The organism is Rheinheimera sp. A13L, assembly GCF_000217935.1.
Taxonomy (GTDB): Bacteria; Pseudomonadota; Gammaproteobacteria; order Enterobacterales; family Alteromonadaceae; genus Pararheinheimera.
Window position 1 is genome coordinate 18,083 of the sequence record NZ_AFHI01000072.1, and the last position, 20,086, is coordinate 38,168.

Annotated in this window: 19 protein-coding genes; 14 read left to right on the forward strand and 5 right to left on the reverse strand. The window is 47.3% G+C overall.

Annotation, left to right across the window (positions count from 1 at the left end; all coding sequences use genetic code 11):
* Positions 1–35: 35 nt before the first annotated feature.
* Both RHEIN_RS19590 and RHEIN_RS19595 read right to left on the reverse strand, forming a co-directional pair.
* Positions 36–3,092: a multidrug efflux RND transporter permease subunit gene (locus RHEIN_RS19590; protein ID WP_008900724.1), complete on the reverse strand. Its 3,057-nt coding sequence runs from the start codon at positions 3,090–3,092 to the stop codon at positions 36–38.
* A gap of 2 nt (positions 3,093–3,094) precedes the next feature.
* Positions 3,095–4,204 (reverse strand): efflux RND transporter periplasmic adaptor subunit, encoded by a 1,110-nt coding sequence (locus RHEIN_RS19595; protein ID WP_008900725.1) that lies wholly within the window; start codon positions 4,202–4,204, stop codon positions 3,095–3,097.
* Between the two features lie 281 nt (positions 4,205–4,485).
* Here RHEIN_RS19595 and RHEIN_RS19600 point away from each other — a divergent pair, with 281 nt between their 5' ends.
* The 11 genes from RHEIN_RS19600 to RHEIN_RS19650 all read left to right on the forward strand — a co-directional run bounded on the left by RHEIN_RS19600 (position 4,486) and on the right by RHEIN_RS19650 (position 14,264).
* On the forward strand, positions 4,486–4,983 hold the full coding sequence (locus RHEIN_RS19600) for a hypothetical protein (RefSeq protein WP_008900726.1): 498 nt from the start codon (positions 4,486–4,488) through the stop codon (positions 4,981–4,983).
* Between the two features lie 36 nt (positions 4,984–5,019).
* Positions 5,020–5,499, forward strand: coding sequence for a PaaI family thioesterase (locus RHEIN_RS19605; protein WP_008900727.1), 480 nt, complete (start codon positions 5,020–5,022; stop codon positions 5,497–5,499).
* A gap of 74 nt (positions 5,500–5,573) precedes the next feature.
* Complete coding sequence (gmk, locus tag RHEIN_RS19610; RefSeq protein ID WP_008900728.1) at positions 5,574–6,206, forward strand: guanylate kinase; 633 nt, start codon at positions 5,574–5,576, stop codon at positions 6,204–6,206.
* A gap of 48 nt (positions 6,207–6,254) precedes the next feature.
* Positions 6,255–6,530: a DNA-directed RNA polymerase subunit omega gene (gene rpoZ / locus RHEIN_RS19615; RefSeq protein WP_008900729.1), complete on the forward strand. Its 276-nt coding sequence runs from the start codon at positions 6,255–6,257 to the stop codon at positions 6,528–6,530.
* 108 nt (positions 6,531–6,638) lie between these two features.
* Positions 6,639–8,762, forward strand: a complete 2,124-nt coding sequence (gene spoT, locus RHEIN_RS19620) for a bifunctional GTP diphosphokinase/guanosine-3',5'-bis pyrophosphate 3'-pyrophosphohydrolase (protein ID WP_008900730.1) — start codon at positions 6,639–6,641, stop codon at positions 8,760–8,762.
* Positions 8,763–8,767: 5 nt separating this feature from the next.
* Positions 8,768–9,160, forward strand: coding sequence for a RidA family protein (locus RHEIN_RS19625; protein WP_008900731.1), 393 nt, complete (start codon positions 8,768–8,770; stop codon positions 9,158–9,160).
* Between the two features lie 39 nt (positions 9,161–9,199).
* Positions 9,200–10,000 carry a substrate-binding periplasmic protein gene (locus tag RHEIN_RS19630; protein WP_008900732.1) on the forward strand — a complete coding sequence of 267 codons (801 nt, stop codon included), beginning with the start codon at positions 9,200–9,202 and terminating at the stop codon, positions 9,998–10,000.
* The gene (locus tag RHEIN_RS19635) at positions 9,997–10,746 is read left to right on the forward strand and encodes a substrate-binding periplasmic protein (RefSeq protein ID WP_008900733.1); all 750 of its coding nucleotides are present in this window, start codon (positions 9,997–9,999) and stop codon (positions 10,744–10,746) included. Before RHEIN_RS19630 ends, RHEIN_RS19635 begins: the two co-directional genes overlap by 4 nt.
* A gap of 109 nt (positions 10,747–10,855) precedes the next feature.
* Complete coding sequence (gene recG / locus RHEIN_RS19640; RefSeq protein WP_083826348.1) at positions 10,856–13,018, forward strand: ATP-dependent DNA helicase RecG; 2,163 nt, start codon at positions 10,856–10,858, stop codon at positions 13,016–13,018.
* A gap of 145 nt (positions 13,019–13,163) precedes the next feature.
* Complete coding sequence (locus tag RHEIN_RS19645) at positions 13,164–13,838, forward strand: hypothetical protein (RefSeq protein ID WP_008900735.1); 675 nt, start codon at positions 13,164–13,166, stop codon at positions 13,836–13,838.
* Positions 13,839–13,853: 15 nt separating this feature from the next.
* Complete coding sequence (locus tag RHEIN_RS19650; protein ID WP_008900736.1) at positions 13,854–14,264, forward strand: VOC family protein; 411 nt, start codon at positions 13,854–13,856, stop codon at positions 14,262–14,264.
* Between the two features lie 53 nt (positions 14,265–14,317).
* Here RHEIN_RS19650 and rarD read toward each other — a convergent pair whose 3' ends face one another.
* Entirely contained in the window at positions 14,318–15,226 is a 909-nt protein-coding gene (gene rarD / locus RHEIN_RS19655) for an EamA family transporter RarD (protein ID WP_008900737.1), read from the reverse strand.
* 133 nt (positions 15,227–15,359) lie between these two features.
* On the reverse strand, positions 15,360–15,812 hold the full coding sequence (locus tag RHEIN_RS19660; RefSeq protein ID WP_008900738.1) for a thioesterase family protein: 453 nt from the start codon (positions 15,810–15,812) through the stop codon (positions 15,360–15,362).
* Positions 15,813–15,941: 129 nt separating this feature from the next.
* Here RHEIN_RS19660 and recQ point away from each other — a divergent pair, with 129 nt between their 5' ends.
* Positions 15,942–17,741 (forward strand): DNA helicase RecQ, encoded by a 1,800-nt coding sequence (recQ, locus tag RHEIN_RS19665; protein WP_008900739.1) that lies wholly within the window; start codon positions 15,942–15,944, stop codon positions 17,739–17,741.
* Positions 17,742–17,829: 88 nt separating this feature from the next.
* On the forward strand, positions 17,830–18,087 hold the full coding sequence (locus RHEIN_RS19670) for a hypothetical protein (protein WP_008900740.1): 258 nt from the start codon (positions 17,830–17,832) through the stop codon (positions 18,085–18,087).
* A 50-nt stretch (positions 18,088–18,137) separates the two neighbouring features.
* Here the strand turns inward: RHEIN_RS19670 and RHEIN_RS19675 are convergent, their stop codons facing one another.
* The gene (locus RHEIN_RS19675) at positions 18,138–18,446 is read right to left on the reverse strand and encodes a c-type cytochrome (protein WP_008900741.1); all 309 of its coding nucleotides are present in this window, start codon (positions 18,444–18,446) and stop codon (positions 18,138–18,140) included.
* A 189-nt stretch (positions 18,447–18,635) separates the two neighbouring features.
* Here RHEIN_RS19675 and RHEIN_RS19680 point away from each other — a divergent pair, with 189 nt between their 5' ends.
* Positions 18,636–20,084, forward strand: a complete 1,449-nt coding sequence (locus RHEIN_RS19680; protein ID WP_008900742.1) for a protein adenylyltransferase SelO — start codon at positions 18,636–18,638, stop codon at positions 20,082–20,084.
* The last annotated feature ends 2 nt before the right edge of the window (positions 20,085–20,086 follow it).

Consider the following 20,086-nt stretch of genomic DNA (forward strand, 5'->3'; position numbering starts at 1 on the left):
CAGAGATCAGGCGGATCAAAGCCTGACCTCTGCGGTTATTTCTTCTGTAAAAAGGCTTTATCCAAGGCGAGGAATACCACAGGAGTCGTTAATAAGGTCAGTACCTGGCTAAAGGCTAAACCGCCTACTACAGCCACACCTAAAGGCACACGCAGTTCTGCGCCAGTACCAAAACCCATCATTAAAGGCACTGCGCCTAAAATAGCAGCCAAGGTGGTCATCATAATAGGGCGGAACCTTACTAAACAGGCCTGATGAATAGCCTCTTTCGCCGACAAACCTTGTTCACGCTGGGCTTGCAACGCAAAATCGACCATCAGAATGCCGTTTTTCTTCACTATCCCTATCAGCAAAATAATGCCGATAAGCGCCATAATAGAGAAATCCAGCTGCCAGACCCATAGCAGCAGAATGGCTCCGATAGCAGCAGAAGGCAGAGTAGACAAAATAGTCAGAGGGTGAACAAAACTCTCGTACAACACGCCCAAAATGATATAGACAGCTAATAAAGCCGTGAAAATCAGCAGAGGTTGAGTGGCCAGAGAATCCTGAAACGCCTGAGCTGCGCCAAGGAATGAACCTGACACTGAAGCTGGCATTTGTAACTCGGTCCGAGCTTGCTCCAGAGCATCCACAGCCTCACCCAATGAAATACCTGCAGCCAGATTAAAGGATAAATTCGCTGCCGGTTGCATGCCATTGTGTGCAATCACCACAGGACCACTGGTCGCTGGCAGCACTTTTGCAAAAGCCAATAAAGGCACCATTTGCCCTGTAGTTGGAGAACGTAAGTGGAAATAATTAAGGCTTTCTGCTGTGCCACGCTGGGCCGGGTCCAGCTCCAATATCACGTTGTATTGGTTGGTTTCAGTTTGATATTCGTTGATCTGACGCTGACCAAAGGCATCGTACAAAGCCTGATCCAAATCGGCAGCAGCAAAACCTAAACGGGCGGCTTCCTGCCTGTCCAGTTCCAGCTTGATAATATTGGCATCCCATTGCAGGTCATTGGATAAATCGGTAAATATCGGATTTTGCCGTAACTTCGCCGTTAACGCCTGAGTCCAGGTGGCTAACTCTTCACTACTTAAGGCTTTCAGCACATAGCTGTATTGAGCCCGGGCACCACCGCCAGCACCTAAATTAATATCCTGAGCCGCCCTTAAAAACACCTGGAGGCCCGGAATTTGCGCAAACTGTGGTCGTAACCGGTCAATAATCTCACTGGCGCTGGCATCACGATCATCAGGATCGCTTAATACCACCCAGACCCGGCCTGAGCCAGTTGAGTTATTGCCGCCTACCGCATGGTTAAAGCCTGTGATATCCGGATCATTTTTTAAGATCTGCTCCAGCTGTTTATGTTTGGCAATCATATCTTCGTATGGAATATCTGAAGCAGCCTGAGTGACACCTATAACAAAACCTGTGTCTTGCAGCGGAAAAAAGCCTTTAGGAATGGCTATAAAACTGACGACACTGCCTGCCACTGTCAGAAAAAACACTCCGAGCATTATCTTCTGATGATCCAAAGCCCAGGTCAGCACTGTGTCATAACGTTTCACTAAGCGGTCAAAAAAACCAGGATTGTCCGGGTCATGGGCTGGCGCTTTGTCCATAAAAATAGAAGCTAAAGTAGGGGCTAAAGTTAAACACACCACCACTGAAATCAGAATAGCCGCCGCTGCTGTTAACGAAAACTCCAGAAACAACTTGCCAATGATGCCGCCCATAAAGAGCAGCGGGATAAAAGCTGCCACCAAAGACACACTGATCGACACCACAGTAAAACCAATTTCTTCAGCGCCTTTGAGCGCCGCTACTCTTTTGCTGTCGCCCGCTTCTAAGTGCCGGTGAATGTTTTCAATCACGACTATGGCATCATCAACAATAAAGCCTACGGCTATGACAATAGCCACCAGCGTCAGGTTATTCAGACTAAAGCCAACCAGATACATAAAAGCACAGGTGCCAATCAAGGACACCCCGAGCACAGCAGAGACAATCAGGGTGGCCGACCATTGCCGTAAAAATGCCGCCATTACAGCTATTACCAGCACCACAGCAATCGCCAGCGTCAGTTCTACTTCATGCAAAGAAGAACGAATAGTACGGGTTCTGTCGTTAAATACTTCTACCTTCACATCAGCAGGTAAAGCGGCGGTCAGCTGAGGTAAAGCAGCTCTGATTCGATCCGCAGTGGCCACTATATTGGCACCTGGCTGACGGCGGATAATAAGCGCCACACCAGATTCACCATTAGGCCAGATTTGCACAAAATCGTTTTCAGCGCCCAGTTTCACTGTGGCTACATCACGCAAGTACACAGGAGAACCATCGCTATAACTGACGATTAAATCAGCGTATTCATCGGCTGAGAAAATTTGATCATTGACCGCAAGAGTGGACACTCTGTTGTCACCAAACAAAGCGCCTTTAGGCAAATTAACACTGGCTCTTTGCACCGCGGTGCGAATATCTGCCAGGGTTAAACCCGCAGCTGCTAAAACTTCAGGCCTGGCCTGAATACGAATAGCAGGTTTTTGTTGGCCGCCAATAAAAACTTCACCCACGCCATTAATCTGGGTCATCTGGCGCGCCAGTACAGTTTCGGCCAAATCACTGATTTCCGTGCGGGACAAAGTTTCAGAGGTCACACCAATAATCAGAATAGGACTGTCGGCCGGGTTCACCTTACGCCAGGTCGGTAAATTAGGCATATCAGGCAAACGCCCTGCCGCCTGATTCAGTGCGGCTTGCACTTCCTGAGCTGCACTGTCGATATCTTTTTCCAGTACAAACTGCAAAGTCACTTCGACCGAACCTAAAGCGCTGGTTGACGTCATTTCGGTAATGCCAGGCACTGAACTTAATGCCACCTCCAAAGGAGTAGCAACAGAAGAAGCCATAGTTTCAGCACTGGCCCCGGGTAAACGGGCATTCACCTGAATAGTAGGAAAATCAGCCTCAGGCAAAGGCGCTATAGATAAACGTGGAAAGGCCAATATACCTAACAACACCAAAGCGAATGTCAGTAATACTGTGCCTATAGGGTGATCCATACACCAGGCATACAGACTGCGGCTTTTCATGCTTAGCGCTCCGTAGCCGCAGTTTGAGGGGCATCAGCCAGAACTTTCAGCTCTGATCCTCTGCGTAACCGGCTTTGCCCATCCACCACCACCTGCTGACCAGCGGTGACTCCTGTCACTACTACCTGATTTTTATCCTGCAATACCACATCAACTGCTGCAGTAGCGGCTTTACCTTGATCATCAAACCAGACAAAAGCGCCTTGTGGCCCTTGCTGTAAGGCTTTTGCCGGAATAGTTAAGGCATTTTCTAACACCTTGCTTTGCAAAGCGATCACCACAGACTGACTTGGCCATAAGGCAGAATCCGGATTGGCAAAATCAGCTTTGACTCTGATAGTGCCAGTCGCTGAAGCCACCCTGTTATCCACCACAGTGAGCTGGCCCTGCGCCAGCGGATCCGCTCCTTCTTTTAAATAAGCCAAGACGGGAACTGTCTGCTTTTGCCTGATTTGTTGCATCAGAAGCTGTAACTCGGCTAAACGGGACTGAGGTAGGGCAATTTCAATACTGATAGGGTCCAGTTGCACCACAGAAAACAAACTGGTTGCATCACTGGTTCGGACATAGTTGCCTGCATCTACATTACGAATGCCGACCTGACCTGCGATAGGCGACAGAATTTGAGTAAAAGACAACTCCACTTGCTGCGCATTGATAGTGGCCTGCACACTACGAAGTTCAGCCTCTAATTGTTGCACTGTGGCTTGTTGCTGATCGGCCATTTGTGCCGATACTGCCTGATCTTTGCGTAAATTCTGATAACGTTTTAAATCCAGTCGCGCTACATCCAGTTGGGCCTGAACCACAGAAAGCTGAGCTTTCGCCTGCTCAAGGGCTGCTTTAATGCTGCGATCATCAATCACAGCCAGCAGATCCCCGGCCTGCACCAACTGGCCTTCTTCCACCAGAATGCGCTGCAACACCCCATCGACCTGCGGACGTATTTCGACACTTTGTTGGGCTTTCACCTGTCCTATAGCCCGGATCCAAACAGGCACAGCCTGCTGTTGCACCACAGCGGTTTTGACAGGTACAGCCGGGCTTTGTTGTGCAACAACAGCGCAGCTCAGCCAAAGGCCGGATAGCATCACTAGTTTTACCAATTTCATGCAAAAACTCCGCTTCATTCAGTGACAATAAACAGCCTGTTCAGCCCACTCAGCATAGCCAGCGTTATCTGGAAGTCGTAGGCTATTTCTTTAATTTATTCAGTATTTTGTATTATCTAACCAAGCTAAACGATTTCAGTCTGATAAAGGATCAGAGAATGCGTTCAGCTGCAAAAAAAAACAGACCAGCAGAGCCTGTTTCTTCCCTTGAATTCAGTCAGCTCAAAGCGCCAAAAATCAACTATAGTTATTTAACCCTTCATTAACAGGCGGAGTTGTGGATGAAACCGCTGTTGTGTATTGTATTCTGCTGCAGTTTTGCACTTTATGCCCAACCCCAATGGCCAGCAGCTGATTGTGCCAAAGCCACCAAAAAACTGCAGCAACTGGAGCAAAAAATCAGTTCAGGGTACAGCTTAAAAGAAGCAGAACAGCTCAGCCTCGATCAGCGTTTGTTAGAAAAACAGCTGGATCAGTTTTGCCAAAAACCGGTCACACCGCAGATTAAACCAAAGAAAACCATCAAGGCACCAGACACAACAGCGGCACTGGATGATATAGCCAAAGGCCCACAACTTTATGTCAGCTCAGTTGCAGTGAAAGCACCTTATCAGGGCAAAAAATTACAGGCATGGCTGGCTTATTACTCTGAGCCGAAGCAATGTTTTGGTGTACGCGACAGCAGACAAATGGTCTGGTGCGTTGAGCAACGCCAGCAAGCCAAAGCGAATTTTGAGCGCCATTGGCAGCAAAAAGTCGCACTATCGCAACCAGAATGATAAGCTCCGACCAGTTGAATTCTGGAGCATGCTTTTATGAACACCTTAACTAAAGCCAACTGGCAACTCTGGTGGTTTGGATTTCGTTATATTCCGCTGATTGGTTTTTGTAAGCCAAAAATTCTGGAATTAACAGACGCTCGCACCGTCATTCGTATGCCACATCATCGCCATACTAAAAATCATTTAGGCAGTATTTATTTTGGTGCTTTGGCTATAGGTGCCGATTTAGCCGGTGCTTTTTTAGTTTTTTACAAAGCGCGACAAAAAGGCCTGAATATCCATTTTGCTTTTAAAGATGTGCAGGGCGAGTTTTTAAAGCGCCCTGAAGCTGCTATTCATTTCATCAGCAACGATGGCGCTTTAATAGATCAGATGATCCAACAATCGCTCGAGACCGGAGAGCGGATTAATCAGCCAGTGACTATTGATGTCACCTGCCCTTCTTTGCATGGCGACGAGCTGATGGCCAAATTCACTTTGACTTTGTCGGTCAAAGCGAAAAAGAAATCCTGAACAAACACCACACCTTGTTTGCAGCACGACAGCGATGCGGCTAAAATCCGCTTTTGATCAGAAGGTGGTACGGCATGCAGGATTTATTAGGTAACTTATTTATTATTTCAGCGCCAAGCGGGGCGGGAAAATCCACGCTCATTAATGCGCTGCTGAAACAACATACCGATATGCAGCTGAGTGTGTCTCATACCACCCGCTCACCAAGGCCGGGCGAAAGTAATGGTGTGCAGTACCATTTCACTGATATTCCAGCCTTTAAACAGTTGATTGAACAAGATCAATTTATTGAATGGGCTGAAGTCTTTGGTAATTATTACGGTACGTCCAAAGCAGCCCTGGCGGATAAACTTACCCAAGGTATAGATGTCTTTTTGGATATTGACTGGCAAGGTGCCCGTCAAATTAAAGCCCAACTGCCTTTTGTCACTACTATTTTTATTCTGCCACCCAGTGTTGAAGCTTTAGAGCAACGCCTGAATCAGCGTGGTCAGGATAGTGCAGAAGTGATAGCTGGCCGCATGGCGAAAGCCCGTGATGAAATCAGTCATGCCAGCGAATACGACTACTGGGTGGTGAATGACGATCTGGAACTGGCGTTACAGCAATTTTCCGGCATTATCCTCACCCAGCGCCTGAAACAGAACAAACAAGCCCTGCGGCAACAGAAGTTAATTTCTGGCCTGTTGGCGAACGAAACGAAATAGAGTAGACTATGCGGTCTTTATTCAGACCCAGATTAACCGGAGTGGCAGATGGCTCGCGTAACAGTTGAAGATGCAGTAAATAAAATTGGTAACCGCTTTGATTTAATTCTGGTGGCCTCACGTCGTGCCCGTCAGTTAGCTGTTGAAGGCAAAGAGCCAATGGTTGACCCGGAAAACGATAAGTCAACTGTGGTTGCTTTACGTGAAATCGAAAAAGGTTTTATCACGAACGGTATTCTGGACCAGCAGGAACGTCGTGAACAGTTACAGCAAGAAGCCTCTGAAATGGCTGCCGTTGCTGCAATTATCGGTTCTGACGAATAATCTGAGCTCGTACCCTCTGCCAACGGTATCCGGCCGTTGGCAATAGTTTGAAATCCACGTATATTCAAAGGAACACGCCAAAGCGTTGTGCGTATTGGGGAGTTTCGGATGTATTTGTTTGAAGGCCTGAAAAATCAAATCAGTGCTTACCTGCCAGCTGAGCAGGTCGTTCTGGTGCAACAGGCTTATGTTGTAGCCCGCGACGCGCACGCGCCACAAATTCGCTCCAGTGGCGAACCTTATATTACTCATCCTGTTGCAGTTGCCAGTATCCTTGCCGAAATGCGCATGGATTACGAAACCTTAATGGCTGCGTTATTACACGATGTGATTGAAGATACTCCTGTCAGTAAAGAAGACTTAACCCGCACTTTTGGTGAAACAGTAGCCGAACTGGTACAGGGTGTCAGTAAACTCGATAAAGTAAAATTCAAAGATATCAAAGAGTTCGAAGTTACCAACTTGCAAAAAATGTTTATGGCGATGACGCAGGATATCCGCGTTATTCTGATTAAACTGGCCGACCGCACTCATAATATGCGCACCATAGGTGCTCTCAAACCAGAAAAGCGCCGTCGTATTGCCCGCGAAACGTTAGAACTCTATGCCCCTATCGCCAACCGTTTAGGTATTCACAATATTAAAAACGAGCTGGAAAACTGGGGCTTCCGCGCTTTATACCCTATGCGCTATCGCGCTTTGGAAACTGCAGTGAAGCAGGCCAGGGGCAACCGCAAAGAAATTATCGAACGCATTCAGTCGGAAATAGAACAGCGTATTAAAGCCGCCGGTATCGAAGCAGAAGTAGCTGGCCGTGAAAAACATCTGTATAGCATCTATCGCAAGATGAAAAGCAAAGAGCTGATGTTTAACGATGTGATGGATATTTACGGTTTCCGTGTACTGATTAACAGCATAGACAACTGTTATCGGGTTTTAGGTGTAGTGCATAACCTGTTTAAGCCTATTGAAAGCCGTTTTAAAGACTATATTGCTATTCCAAAACAAAACGGTTATCAGTCCTTGCACACCTCTCTGATTGGTCCACACGGTATTCCAGTGGAAATTCAGATGCGTACCCGTGAAATGGATGAAATGGCTGACAAAGGTATAGCTGCGCACTGGTCCTATAAAGGCGCAGGCGAAAACAAAAATACCACAGCGCAAATCCGTGCTCAGCGTTGGATGCAAAGTTTACTTGAACTGCAACAAAGCTCAGGCAACACCTACGAATTTGTCGAAAACGTCAAATCTGAACTCTATCCGGATGAGTTGTATGTATTCAGTCCTAAAGGTCAGATTGTTGAATTACCTATAGGTGCCAATGCGGTCGATTTTGCCTACACAGTGCATACCGATATAGGAAACAGATGTGTTGGCGCGCGGGTGGATCGTAAACCTTATCCGCTGAACAAACCTTTAGAAACTGGCCAGACGGTTGAAATTATCACCAGCCCAGGCGGTAAACCTAACGCCAACTGGCTGAACCATGTGGTGACCAGTCGTGCCATCTTAGGTATTCGTAACTACTTGAAAAAACAGCAGCTGAGTGAAGCTGTGGGCTTAGGCCGTCGTTTACTCACTTCAGCTTTGGGTGATGTCAAACTGGAAAGTATTCCGCCAGAACGTATTGAGCAGGTACTGCAAAGCACTACGCAAAAATCGTTGGATGAACTGCTGGTTGAAATAGGTTTGGGTAATCAGTTGCCCATCGCTGTAGCACGGCGTTTGATGGGTGGTTTTGATTCAGGCGAAGAAGCATTGCCTGCTGAAAATCCGGCTAACCAAAAAGCCAAAGCCTTTATTATTGGCTCTGAAGGTATGTTATTGACCTTCGCCAAATGTTGCCGCCCTATTCCTGGTGATGAAATTGCCGCTAATGCCACGCCAGGCAAAGGCCTGAACGTGCACCGTGTGGAATGCCGTAATATTCGTGGCTGGGAAAAAGAACCGGGTAAATACTTCCCGGTGAAATGGGATAAAACAGGCGATAAACAATTTTTATGTGATATCCGGGTATTTATTGTCAATCAGCCCGGTGTGCTGGCAAAACTGACGACAGTGATAGCGTCGCAGGATTCAAATATTCAGGACTTGTCGACCGACGACAGAGACACAGGTGAATACGTGGTGAAAATCACTTTATCTGTACGTGACCGCATTAATTTAGCTAACGTCATGCGCAAAATTCGTGTTGTGCCTGAGGTACTTAAAGTTTACAGAAGGAAATAGTTGTTATGTCAAAAGTGATCATCAGTACAGATAAAGCTCCTGCCGCTATTGGTACTTACAGTCAGGCCGTCAAAATTGGCACTACTGTGTATTTATCTGGCCAGATCCCTTTAGTTCCAGAGACTATGCAGATGGTGTCTGAAAATTTCGCTGAACAAACCCAGCAAGTGTTTGAAAACCTGGCTGCTGTTTGTCAGGCTGCTGGTGGCAGTTTAAATGATATGGTGAAGGTGAATATTTTCCTGACTGATTTGTCGAATTTTGCCACAGTCAATGAAATTATGAGCAAACACTTCAGCGCCCCTTATCCGGCTCGTGCTGCGGTTCAGGTCAGTGCTTTACCTCGTGGCGCTCAGGTTGAAATTGATGGTGTGATGGAAGTTCCTTCAACGAACTAACAGGGACTTCCATTGCTTCTTTCCTGCAAGGCGAACTGAGTGAATAAAATCCTGTGTTGTGTTTTGCTGCTGGTTGTTTCTCGCCTGGCAGCCGCTGCAGAGACACCAGTGCTCACCTGGTGTCTGGATCATTTTTCGCGTTTTCATGCCTATGAAACAGGTAAAGCACCCTACGGCCCTTCGGTAGACTTAATGCAGGAACTGGCGAAACGTGCCGGCTTCCAATTGCAATTCAGCCCAAAAACTCCTTCGGCACGCTGCTTTCGTCAGATGCAAACAGGCGAAGCAGATTTAATGAGTAATCTGAACTTTACCGACGATAGGGCTGAATTTATGTATCTGATGCCTTATAACGAAAGAATTCCTGAGTCTTTGTATTTAAAGGTCACAGACCCAAGGCAGATCCGTAATTTTAGCCAATTGGCCTCTTTAACTTTGGCGACTGTACGCAACTACACGTACCACCCCAGCCTGATGTCATTAATCAAAAGCTCCAAGCGTCATGTTGAAATAGCCAGTATAGAAACAGGTTTTGAAATGCTGTTACGTGGCCGGGTAGATGGCTTAATAGTGCCCACTCAAAGCTCCCTGGATGTCATAGCAGACAAACAGGAACTGCATTATCAGTTTAAAAGAGCCCCTGTTGATTTCTCTGTGGTAGAAAAACGTTTTATCAATATTGGCTTGTCTAAAAAAAGCAGACATCTTGCACTACAAAACCGGATTGAACAGGCCATCGCCTCTATGGTGCAAGACGGCACAGTAAAAAAACTCTATGCCTTTAACCCTTTAGAACATGGCCCAACCTATCTGGCAGAGCCGGCAGAGGCGAAGCAATGATGAAAGTTTTTCTGTTGTGCTGTTTCAGTTTATTCAGTGCTTTGGCCTCAGCTTCAACTCTGGAATGGTGCCTTGATCATTTCCCACACAGGCATTTTTATCCTGACAATAGCGAACCTCATGGCCCTACTGTCGACCTGATGCAAGAACTATCGAAAAGAGCTGGTTTTACAATTACTTACAGTACAAACACCCCTTTCCCTCGTTGTTTACAACATCTGAAACAGGGTAAAAGTGACCTGATGACCAGTCTGAATTACTCAGCAGCCAGAGCAGAATTTATGTATTTGCTGCCTTATGACAAAGCCAGAGTGGAAGTACTGTATCAACGAAAAGGCGCACCACCACTTAACAGTTGGGCCGAACTAAGCAACCAGCAGCTGGGTTTGGTTCGGGGCTATGTGTACAATGCGGCTTTATTGGAAAAACTGACAGTGAAACATCAGGTAGAAGTGAGCAGTCTGGATATAGGTTTTGCGATGTTGCTGACAGGCCGTATTGATTCTCTGATTGCACCAGCTCAGCAGGCCATCAACGTCATAGACTCTAACCCTCGTTACAAATCCCAATTTCAACCCGCAGTCTTACAATTCCAGCCGGCTGAAGACCGTTTTGTCTACCTGGGGTTATCGAAAAAATCTGTTAATCCAGAACAAAAACAACGGATCGAAACGGCGTTGCAGAGCATGCTCGACGACGGCTTAATTGATCATTTTCACCACAATATCCAACGAGCAAAAGACTAAAGCTACCCTCAAAGAGGATCACAAGTTAAACTGCCTGTTATCAGCCACTTAGCTTTTTATTACCCAAAGTAATTGCAGCTGCGACGCGGCAGCAAGTACAAGCATCCCCATGAGCATAGAGACACTATGTGATTGGGGTGCGCGAACGCAGCGAACAAAGTGGCAGCTTCAAGTACGAAGGGAATATATTTTGACAGTTACAGCACTGGATACCCTATCCGTCAGCCAGCTAAAAGGTGTTGGCGCCAAAGTCAGTGAACTGCTGCATAAGCTGGGTATTCAGAGTGTGCAGGATTTGTTGTTTCATTTGCCCTTGCGTTATGAAGATCGTACCCGCCTTTACCCCATAGCCGACTTATGGCCGCAGCAAACAGCGACAGTACAAGGCGAAGTGATCAGCAGTGAAATCACCTTTGGTAAAAGACGCAGCTGGCTGGTGTCTATTCGTGACGGTTCAGGCCATCTGACCTTACGCTTTTTCCATTTTAATGCAGCGCAAAAAAATGCTGTCACGCCAGGTGTCACTTTAAGAGTGTTTGGTGAGGTGAAACGCGGCATGCGGGGTTTTGAGATGATGCACCCCGAATACAAAGTCTTAAAAGACGGTATTGATCAGGATGTAGCTGAAACTCTGACCCCTGTTTATCCAAGCACTGAAGGTTTAAAACAAAACAGCTGGCGTAATTTAACAGACGCCGCTTTGCAGGTATTACAACGCAGCAGCCCTATCGAATACTTAGCACCAGTGCTGGGCCACAACAGCTGGTCTTTGTCTGATGCTTTATTTTATCTGCACAGACCGCCACCAGATGCGTCTTTGCAATTGCTGGAGCAAGGCCAACATCCAGCGCAACAGCGCCTGATCTTCGAAGAATTAGTGGCACAACAGTTATCCATGCTGCAATTGCGCCAACAATGTCGTGTCCAGCAAAGTCGCAGTTTTGTAGTCGAAGAGCAGCAGGATCAACAATTTTTAGCCGCTTTGCCTTTTGCCCCTACAGCGGCCCAGCAGCGCGTGGTCAAAGAAATTCGCCATGATTTAGCTCAGACCGAACCTATGTTGCGTCTGGTGCAGGGCGATGTAGGTTCTGGCAAAACTTTAGTAGCGGCCTTGTCGGCTTTAACTGTGTTGAGCCGTGGCGCTCAGGTGGCCTTGATGGCCCCGACAGAGCTGTTGGCAGAACAGCATGCCAACACCTTCAAAGCCTGGCTGGAGCCTTTGGGTTATCAGATTGCCTGGCTGGCCGGTAAAGCCTCAGTCAAACAAAAGCAGTTACAGCTGAATGCTATTCAAACAGGTGAAGCCAAAATGGTGATTGGTACCCACGCTTTGTTTCAACAGCAGGTGCAGTTTCAACAACTGGCTTTCGTTATTATCGATGAGCAACACAGATTTGGTGTGCACCAGCGTTTAGAGCTGCGTGAAAAAGGCGCTGATACCGGCTTTTATCCACATCAACTGGTGATGACGGCCACCCCTATACCCCGCACTTTAGCCATGACAGCTTATGCCGACTTAGATACCTCTGTTATAGACGAATTACCGCCAGGTCGTACTCCTGTCACTACAGTAGTATTGCCCGACAGCCGTCGTGGCGAAGTGACAGAACGAGTCAGGCAAGTCGTACAACAACAAGGCAGGCAGGCCTATTGGGTTTGTACTTTGATTGAAGAGTCGGAACAGTTGCAATGTCAGGCGGCGGAAATGACAACTGTAGAGCTGGCTGCCGCTTTACCGGATTTACGTATAGCTTTAGTGCATGGCCGCTTAAAAGCTGCGGAAAAACAACAGGTCATGGCCGCTTTTAAAGCCGGTGAACTGGATTTATTAGTCGCTACTACTGTGATTGAAGTAGGCGTTGATGTTCCCAATGCCAGTTTAATGATTATTGAAAACCCCGAACGTTTAGGTTTAGCTCAGCTGCATCAATTACGTGGCCGGGTTGGCCGGGGCAGTGCAGCCTCCCACTGTGTGCTTCTGTATCACGCGCCTTTGTCACCCACAGCTCAGGCTCGTTTGGCGGTGCTGCGCGAAAGTAATGACGGTTTTGTGATAGCACAACGTGATTTGGAAATACGTGGGCCGGGCGAACTGCTGGGTACCAAACAAACAGGCCAGGTGAGCTACCGCATCGCCGACTTAAGCCGGGACGCTCAGCTTATCCCCGCAGCCCAACAAGCTGCAGCTTTACTCTGGCAACAATATCACCACAACTGCCCGCCTTTAATCCGCCGCTGGCTAGGTTTGAAAGAGATTTACGCCCAGGCGTGACAATTTCAAAACAAATTTCTATTTTTTATTACAGAAACCATTAACTCTGGCCGCTTATAATAGTCAGAGTAAAAAAGACAAGGAAAGTGCTTTCAATCTGAGGGATTTAGTGAAGTAGTAAAATCTCAAAGAAGGAAACAACATAATGCGGCTCATCAGCGCAATCATTCTTTTCACTTATGCAGTGGCTTTTAATCTTGATGCCAGGCAAATCCAGAGCATCAAAGCATTCCAGGCTTTAGAGCCCTATCAGGTGATATCCCCGGAACCCAGACAATGGAGCAACGCCCTTAGTTTTGGTATCTGGCATACAACAAGCCCACAACAACATCATACCCAAGGCTCTGCTTTAGCTATCTTAGGATTACCCCTGGATGCTCAAACACCAGCCTATCAACTCACTATGACAAATGGGCTGCAGTGGCAATATCTGGAATGTGTCAGTCGTCGCCATCTGACAGAAATAGCTCACTGGCCTGTCCACTCGAATAAAGGCCAGAAACCTGCTTTGGCTTGCGGCATTAGCGGATTAGCTGATGTAACTTTCTACCTGACTCCTGAGTGGGATAACCAATTTGTCGGATATAGTGAATTGTCAGACCGCTCAATCAAAATTCGGTCACTGCATTTTCTGGAAAAAACCACCTATCCAACACTCTTTCCTGTTGGCTATTTATTAACTGACGAACAAGGAGCTTTAGCTCAGGTGGAAATATCAGGCAGTGGCCGGGTTTGGTTCAGACCAGGTTTAACAGACCAAACCCAACTTGAACTGGCTGCTCGTGTAGCAGTTCTGTTATTGTTTAATCCACAAAACTGATGGACTGAAGCAATAATGTTCCAAATAGTTCAGATTGACCATGTAGTGCTGCGGGTGAAAAACCTGCAGCTGATGCTGGATTTTTATCAGCAAGTGCTGGGTTGTAGCTTAGAACGCGAAGAAACCGATTTAGGTTTATATCAATTAAGGGCCGGCACTAGCCTGATTGATCTCGTGCCTGTGGATCAACCTTTAGGGCAACAAGGTGGTAAAGCACCTGGCCCTGAAGGCCACAATATGGACCACTTGTGCTTACGTATTGAGCCTTTTGATGCACACAGTCTGCAGCAGTATTTTCAAAGCAAAGGGGTAACGGCTGGCCCGGTTGAATCACGTTATGGGGCTGAAGGTAAGGGTCCGTCAATTTATATTCAGGACCCGGAGGGCAATACCATAGAACTGAAAGGCCCAGCTGCCTGCCTCTGATTCAATAGTGCAAAGAGACGGGCGCGGATAAGCCACGCCCCTACGCTGCCGCCTTATTCCACTGGCTGAACAGCCGGTCTTTTCCGCAGCGCCAGATACGCATCCAGTGAATACACAATCAATGCAAGCCAGATAAAACCGAAGGTTACCAGCTTAGCTGTAGTCAGAGTTTCGTTGTACAACCAAACCCCAAATACAAACATAAAACTTGGCCCTATGTATTGAAAAAAGCCCATAGTGGAGAGCTGTAAGCGTTTGGCGCCCGCAATAAAAAACAGCAAAGGCACTGTAGTGACAAAACCTGCAGCTATCAGCCACAAGTTTAAACTCCAGCTGTTTTGACTAAAATCAGCTGCACTGCTGTCTGCAAACTGCCACCAGTAATACAAAGCTAAAGGCAATAACAACAGGGATTCAATAAAAAGCCCGGTAATGGCATCAATCGCCAGCTTTTTCCGGAATAAGCCATAAAGAGCAAAAGTACAGGCCAGCGTTAATGCAATCCAGGGTACAGAACCAAAAGTGACCAATTGGATCAGCACCCCTGTAGCCGCCAGCGACAAAGCAAGCCACTGAAATTTACGTAACCGTTCACCGAGAAAAAACATACCCAACAGCACATTCAGCAAGGGGTTGATGTAATAGCCTAAACTGGCATCCAGCATATGATGATTATTCACAGCCCAGATAAACAAACCCCAGTTGCCGCCTAAAATCAGCGAGGTGCCTAACAAAGCCAATACCATTTTAGGTTGAGCTAAAATTTGCTGCACTTTGCTCCATTGCTGCATCGCAAACACAATCAGCACCAACAATACAAAAGACCAGACGACTCTGTGGATCAGAATTTCCTGCGCTGGCACAAAATCAATTTGTTTAAAATAAAGCGGAGCTATACCCCACAAGGTGTAAGCACTGGCGGCAAAGGCGCCACCTATTTTTTGCGCCGGACTTAAAGACATATCTACCACTCTTGCTGAGGCATACAGATATTGAGGAAGGCCGGCATTGTACTGGATAAGAGGTCCTCAGGCGATGTTCCGAAGACCAATCTGGCGCAATATCAGATAAATCTGGCTGAAAGCTGTTTTAGTTTTACCCTACAAGATAAGTACCTGTGCCCAAAGCTATATGAATGCCCTGCTCGTTATGCAACTCCATGCGGCAAACACAAACCTTATTACCAGTGCGGATCACCTGAGCTGTAGCAATAAACTGCTGACCACGACCAGGTCGTAAATAATCAGTACGAATATCGATAGTGCTCATTTTGCCGAGTTTTTCCGCCAGTTCAGCGTCAGCTATATCACCAAAACGGCTTAAAGCGCTGGAGACGGCCATCAGGCCCCCTACTACATCCAGCACTGAGGCAATGACACCGCCATGTAAAATCTGCTGCACCGGATTGCCGACCAACTGGCCTGCCCAGTCAAAACGCACTTCAGCTTGTTGCTCATCAAAACGGGTGACTTTTAACCCCAACAATCTGTTAAAAGGCATCTGGTCAAAAGTATCGGCGATAAAAGGCAGTAACTGATCGGCGTGCATAAGGTTCTCAATGTGACTGGTAAGAGCAGTAAGGAATTTACCCCAGTACAGCCAATGACACAATGCCCAAGACAGCTCCGCCGCTTTTGGCTACAATGCGCCAGATTTTTCATAACGCAGTAACGCCTTTTGCCACAACTATTGTTCGACACCTTAAAACAAGCTTTTGGTTACAGCCAGTTCCGTCATGGACAACTGGAGGTGATCCAGGCTTGCCTGAGCGGTCAGGACACTTTTGTGCTGATGCCAACAGGTGGCGGTAAATCGTTGTGTTATCAGTTACCTGCTTTGATGCTACCTTATGTCACTGTGGTGGTATCACCTTTAATGTCGCTGATGAAAGATCAGGTCGACGCGTTACAGGCCAATGGTATAGCGGCTGAATTTATTAACAGCAGCCAAAGCAGAGAAGAAATTCAGGATGTGATCCGCCGTTTACGTAACCAGCAGCTGAAGCTGTTGTATCTGGCGCCTGAGCGGTTATTGCAAGCTGATTTTATGTCGCGCCTGGCGGAAGTGGGTGTCAGTTTGTTTGCCATAGACGAAGCTCACTGTATTTCACAGTGGGGCCACGACTTCAGGCCTCACTACACTGAACTGGCGCAGCTCAAGCACTATTTCCCCCATGTACCTATGATGGCTTTAACAGCCACAGCAGACCCAGCTACCCAAAAAGACATCAGCCGTCAGCTGAACTTACAGCAACCTTATATCTCTGTCGGCAGCTTTGACCGGCCTAATATCCGCTACACAGTTCAGGAAAAATTCCGCCCGCTGGAACAGGTGGTCAATTACCTGAAACTGCAGGAGCAACAAAGTGGCATTATTTATTGTGCTTCACGTCGTAAAGTCGACGAGCTGACCGAGCAGCTGGCAGGCAAAGGTTTTCAGGTGGCGGCTTATCACGCGGGCTTAACCAACGAGCAACGTAACTCGGTGCAGGAAGCCTTTAAAAAAGACCAAATCCAGCTGATTATCGCCACTGTGGCTTTTGGCATGGGCGTGAACAAATCCAATATACGTTTTGTCATTCACTTTGAATTACCCCGTACCATCGAAGCTTATTATCAGGAAACAGGCCGGGCTGGCCGTGACGGTGTGCCTGCAGAAGCTTTGATGCTGGTGGACCCTGCTGATATAGCCCGGATGCGCAGCTGGATCGAAAAAGATGAAAACAACAGCAGAACCGAAGTGGCGTTGCAGCGCTTTAACCAGATGGCCGCTTTTGCTCAGGCTCAAACCTGCCGGCGTTTAGTGCTACTGAACTATTTTGGTGAATCAAGCCAGAAACCCTGCGGCAATTGCGATATTTGTATAGACCCACCTAAACAGTTTGATGCCACTGAGCTGGCGCGAAAAGCCTTGTCTTGTGTCTACAGAGTCAATCAAAGTTTTGGTATGAACCATGTCATAGACGTATTGCGTGGCAGCCAAACCAGCCGCATTCACGAACTGGGGCACGATAAACTATCCACTTATGCGATAGGCAAAGATCAGTCACACGACTACTGGCTGAGTATTTTGCGCCAATTGGTGCATTGTGGTTTATTGCAGCAGGATATCAGCCAGCACTCGGTATTAAAACTGCAGGAAGCTGCACGGGCTGTACTCAGGGCAGAACAAACACTGCAACTGGCTGTACCACGTCTGGTGCAAACCAAAGCCAGCAGTAGCAGCAAAACCACAGCACCACAAAACTATGACCGCAAGCTGTTTGCCCGCTTAAAAGTACTGCGTAAAGCCATAGCAGAACGCGATGACGTGCCGCCTTTTGTGGTGTTCTCAGACGCCACTCTGATCGAAATGGCGCAAGCCTGCCCAACCAACAGCGTGGAGTTCTTAGCAATCAGCGGTGTAGGCCAGACTAAACTGGGCCGTTATGGCGCTGATTTCCTTGATTTAATCAGCGATTATTTAGCGGGCGATTAACGTTGCATTGACACAAAAAAGCATTCATATTAACCTGCCGCCTCAACTACAGCTTTAGACCTATCACCCAGAGGCAAAGTAAAAGCTTATGCAAAAACATGGATTTGGTTTTATTGTCATTCTGGCAAGTGCAGCTTTAATGACTGGATGCAGTAGCTACGATAAACATCAGGCCGCCCAATCTTTTCTGGATGGCATGGGAAATAGCGTTGAGGTCAGAGAAAAACAAGCAGAACAGCAGCATCGGAAACCGGATTCTTCTTTGCTGCCAGATGTGATAAACGGCGTCTTAAATGTGGGTTTGCAGTGGTTGGTTGCCTCAGAAGAACCAGCAGATAAAAACTGATTTTTGCATCAGGCTGCCGGCTCCGACAGCCGCCCTGTTACAACCCATCCCTATTTCTTTGCAGGCAAAGCCGCAAAATAGGCTGCTAAATCCAGAATATCTGCATCAGACAAACCTGCTGCCATAGGTGACATCACAGCATGTTTACGTTGGCCATCACGGTAAGCTTTGATGGAGCTTTCCAGATACTTCACTTTTTGCCCTGCTAAGTTCGGGTAATCCGGAATCACAGACACCCCTTCAGCACCATGGCAAGCAGCACAAACCGCAGCTTTGGTTTTTCCAGCAGCTGCATCTTGCGCCATAGCTGGCGCAGCCAACCCGACTAAAACTAATACTATCAAAGACATAAATCGCATTATTGTCATTCTCCCTGAATATGGACTTTGGGTTTATTTTTTTAGATCTTTTGTCCATTAAAGACCTAAGCACTTGTTTATACAAGTCAGAGCGCAAAATACATCCAAAGAGCCGCTTCAACACCAGAAAGCGCTTGAGCTAAGCAGATACAGCAACCACAATAGGCCATTGCAGTTTTGGGATTGGTTATGTCACTTATTTTAAGTTCTACCTACGCTTCAGGTTTGCCTGATTTAGTCAGCGCTGTTGCAGTGACTCCATTTGCGGAGCCCACACTTCTGGCGTTTAGCGCTGATACAGCAGCTTTGTTGCAACTTCCCACGGCGTTTTTTAGCCAAACAGATGCCGCTGACTATTTAAGTGGCAAAAAGCTGTTTGCTGGTAGCACCCCTGTGGCACAAAAGTACGCTGGGCATCAGTTTGGTCAGTACAACCCGGAATTAGGCGATGGCCGGGGTTTGCTACTCGGAGATATCCTGGGCAGCGATGGCCTGCATTATGATTTACATTTAAAAGGCGCAGGCCGCACCCCTTATTCACGTTTTGGTGATGGCCGTGCTGTATTACGCTCCAGTATTCGTGAGTTTTTAGCCTCCGAAGCTATGCATCATTTAGGCATTCCGACGAGCAGAGCATTAAGCCTGGTCGGAAGCGCCGAGCCAGTGCAACGCGAAACTATAGAACAAGGCGCTATGGTGATACGGGTTTGCCCCAGCCATATACGTTTTGGCCATTTTGAACACTGCTTTTACACTGGCGATAAAAACCAGCTGCAGCGGCTGGTCGATTTTACAGTGCAGCAGCATTTCCCCGACTGCCTGAATGAAAAAAATCCTGCTTTGGCTATGTTGCAACAAGTGGTAGTGCACACCGCAGAGCTGATCAGCCAGTGGCAAGCCGTAGGTTTTAACCATGGCGTGATGAACACAGACAATATGTCGATTTTAGGCCTGAGTTTTGATTATGGCCCTTATGCTTTTTTAGATGATTATCAGCCGGGTTACATTTGCAATCATTCAGATCACAGTGGCCGTTATGCCTTTGATGAACAACCTGGCATAGGCTTGTGGAACCTTAATGCGCTGGCTCATGCGTTATCCCCTTTGATTGAAGTCGAAGACTTACGAGCAGCGCTTGGTTTGTATGAGCCGACTCTGGTTAACCATTACATGACGCTGATGGGCAAAAAGCTGGGCCTGACCACACAACAACCCACAGACAGAGCCTTAATAGGCCAATGGCTGGCGTTATTGCAGCAACAGCAGCAGGACTACAGTTTAAGTTTCCGCCGTCTGGCTGATTTTACGGATGATGCAACAGGTTCTTCTGTTCGTGATCATATGTTGGATGTCGCCGCTTTTGATCAATGGGCTGAATTGTATCGCGATCGCCTGGCATTGGAATCTGCTTCAGCCGTTGAACGCAAAAGCCAGATGAACAACATCAACCCTTTGTATATATTGAGAAACTACTTAGCGCAACAAGTGATCAGCGCGGCAGAGCAAGGAGACACAGCGCCTTTGCATGAACTGATGCAGGTGTTACAAAGCCCTTATCAGCTACAGGCTGGTAAAGAAGCTTTTGCAGCACCACCACCGGATTGGGGTAAAGGCATGGATATCTCCTGCAGCAGTTAACG